The following is a 2597-nucleotide window of genomic DNA, read 5'->3' on the forward strand; positions in this document are numbered from 1 at the left end:
CGGTGGACCCACCCCGCACCATCCCGAACCGGGTCGTGAAACATCGCAGCGCCGATCCTACTGGCGGCTCTCCGCTGGGAACCTAGGTCCACGCACCTGACCAGCGGGTGACAGCCTAAAGACTGTCACCCTTTATTATCGCGGCGTGGAGCAGTGGTAGCTCGTCGGGCTCATAACCCGAAGGTCGCAGGTTCGAATCCTGCCGCCGCTACCAATGAAAAACCCGCAGGTCTACACCTGCGGGTTTTGTTGTTTGTGGCACGTCACACCTTCGCTTGCGTAACGGTGTGTATTGTTTAGGTATCATCCTTCTGTTGCAGCGCTGCCGGGCATACCCCGGCCACCCCTTTTTTGGTCGGTGCAGTGTAGGAGCGTTAACCGAGAGCCTCTGTGAACAGGTGCAGCTCAGTGTGAGGTTTCAGCATCACGGCAATGCTTCCCAATGCACCGGTCACCGGTGCGAGACGTATTTTGCGAGGAGTACGGTGGCAGGCGAGGTATGGCTTCCATATGACGAGCAATGCGACACGGGGATCACTGTGTGAATGGTATCCAATCCGGCGCGTGATGCCTGTGTAGATGAATGGCAAAGTTTCTCATCATCCTGGGAAGAAGAGTCTTCTTCCGCAGTGATGTCACTCAAATCGGAAAAAAACACGATGCAAGGTTCGTGAGCCAGGATGCACTCTTCGTTCTCGTTCGCTGCATCTCTCGTATGGCAAGGCGAACGGACCTATGCACCGTCTGTAGGGGCGGGTTCTGAACCCGCCCCTACAGAACCCGCTTGTCCGGATTAGATTGTGGCGGAGGAGACGGATCGTCACGGTTCACTGCATATTCGGTGCCAGGCAGTGATGCATCGTTTCACTCACGATTTGATGTCACTCTTTTGCTCAACGAGGTGCTTTACGACACGACATGGGCTGCCGGTTATGTCCAATCAGGTCTGACAGATAGCGTGCTGGCTCAACTTCCAGGCATAGCGTTCATATCTGACTTGCGTACAATACTCGACACGTGGTTCAATGATGCTGTAACCAGTCTATGAGTACAGTTCAGGGTTGGCTGAACTGGCCTGGAGGAGAAAGGGTGTCTTCTATGCGGCAAGAAGACCGGCTAGCGTTGCGACGTTTGATTGATGAGCAGCAGACGGCAGCGCTTGGTACTGTAACTCCTGATGGGGCACCGTTTGTCTCTTACGTACTGTATGCAGTTGAACGGCGAGAAGGATACGCACCGGGTCTGTTGCTTTTGCTGAGCCGGCTGGCAGCACATACCGGTCATTTGCTCGCCGGCTCGCCACTCTCCCTTTTGATTACCGCTGCGCCACATAGCGTGAGCGATCCCCAGGCGTTGGCACGAGTAACATTGCAGGGGCGTGCACTGGCGATCCCTCGTGATGTACCCGATTATGCAGCGGCTCAGATGACGTATGTACAGCGGTTGCCGACACAGCAGCATCTCTTTGCTTTGCCGGATTTTACGCTGTTTCGCGTAACGCTACACGAAGCGCGCTATGTTGGCGGATTTGGGCGAGCATTTACGCTCGACGCTGCGGCACTGGCAGCAGTATTGACGATGAACGTAGTCGGGCCGGCGTGATCCTGGCGGTTTAGGGCGGACAGCATATGGGAGTGCATGCAAGAGATTGAGGTTGGCGAGGCTCTGAACGCCCTCGCCCCCGGCCCCTCTCCCGCACTGCGGGAGAGGGGTGAGCAGAAAGGTTGGCCCAGGGCTTTCAAAGAGGGAAGATGGTGTGGTAGCACCTGTTCGTCCCTGACATCCTGGAGGGAAGCAGTGATGGGACGACGGGAGTAAACAGGACCCCTGATTTCCTAAGCGACGCTATGCCCTGGATGGCGATTGGGGGAGACGCTCGTACACGATCAGATCAGAATCGTGGCCGGCGATCCGGCATGGCGAGGGCCAGGAGGGGCGATCCATTACGTTTCCCCTCCTGAAACGGGTTGTGATTTGCAGGAGTAGACTCTGCGGGCTAGCGATGGGTTGTTGAGAGGGATTACCCTGGATGTGATGTGGTCTGGTTACGTGTATCGAAGAAGGCCATACCGCATCCTGCCAGACCTGCTACCAGTGCACCACCACCGAGCAAGATGACCACAAGAGGAGGTAACCATAGCTCAAACCACGAGTCAATTCTGGCATCTTGCGGGGATCGAGGATCATACAGGATGTCTACTTGTTGGCCGATTCGATAGGTGTTTTCACTGACACCAGTGCTTCCCTCAAAGCGGACGACCTCACCTGCCTGAGTACGGAATTCAACAATTGGGTAGAAACTGGCAGTTTCACCAGGACGTTGAACTTTAAGCAGGTCAACAACTGTGCCTGTGTCGCTGATCATCGTGTTCAACCGCTCGCGGGTTGAATGCTGCCATAGCCATCCTGCAAATATGACGACAGCGCCGATGATTGCGAAGAATAGACCGATGATCAAGGTTCCCTTTCTTGATAGAGGTTTCGGCTCCATAACGAGGCTATCCCCTTACGATAGGTAGAGCTGTTATTGTCGAGAAATGTTCTCTGTCATATAAACATATTTGCCGATCAATATCAATCGGTTCTATATTCTTTTT

Annotated in this window: 2 protein-coding genes and 1 tRNA gene; 2 read left to right on the forward strand and 1 reads right to left on the reverse strand. The window is 54.6% G+C overall.

Going from position 1 to position 2597, the window contains the following annotated elements:
* Positions 1–139: 139 nt before the first annotated feature.
* Together VAE57_RS14865 and VAE57_RS14870 are read left to right on the forward strand one after the other, a co-directional pair.
* A tRNA-Met gene (locus VAE57_RS14865) sits at positions 140–214 on the forward strand.
* Positions 215–1098: 884 nt separating this feature from the next.
* A complete protein-coding gene (locus tag VAE57_RS14870) occupies positions 1099–1602 on the forward strand; it encodes a pyridoxamine 5'-phosphate oxidase family protein (RefSeq protein WP_322822650.1) in 504 nt (167 codons plus the stop codon).
* A gap of 418 nt (positions 1603–2020) precedes the next feature.
* Here VAE57_RS14870 and VAE57_RS14875 read toward each other — a convergent pair whose 3' ends face one another.
* Positions 2021–2491 (reverse strand): DUF3592 domain-containing protein, encoded by a 471-nt coding sequence (locus VAE57_RS14875; protein WP_322822651.1) that lies wholly within the window; start codon positions 2489–2491, stop codon positions 2021–2023.
* Positions 2492–2597 lie beyond the last annotated feature (106 nt).

Source organism: Chloroflexus sp. (assembly GCF_034434295.1).
Classification (GTDB): domain Bacteria; phylum Chloroflexota; class Chloroflexia; order Chloroflexales; family Chloroflexaceae; genus Chloroflexus.

Excerpts from the sequence above, each read along its gene's own strand:
- VAE57_RS14870 (WP_322822650.1), top strand. The coding sequence starts at position 1,099 with ATGCGGCAAGAAGACCGGCTAGCGTTGCGACGTTTGATTGATGAGCAG.
- VAE57_RS14875 (WP_322822651.1), bottom strand. The coding sequence starts at position 2,491 with ATGGAGCCGAAACCTCTATCAAGAAAGGGAACCTTGATCATCGGTCTA.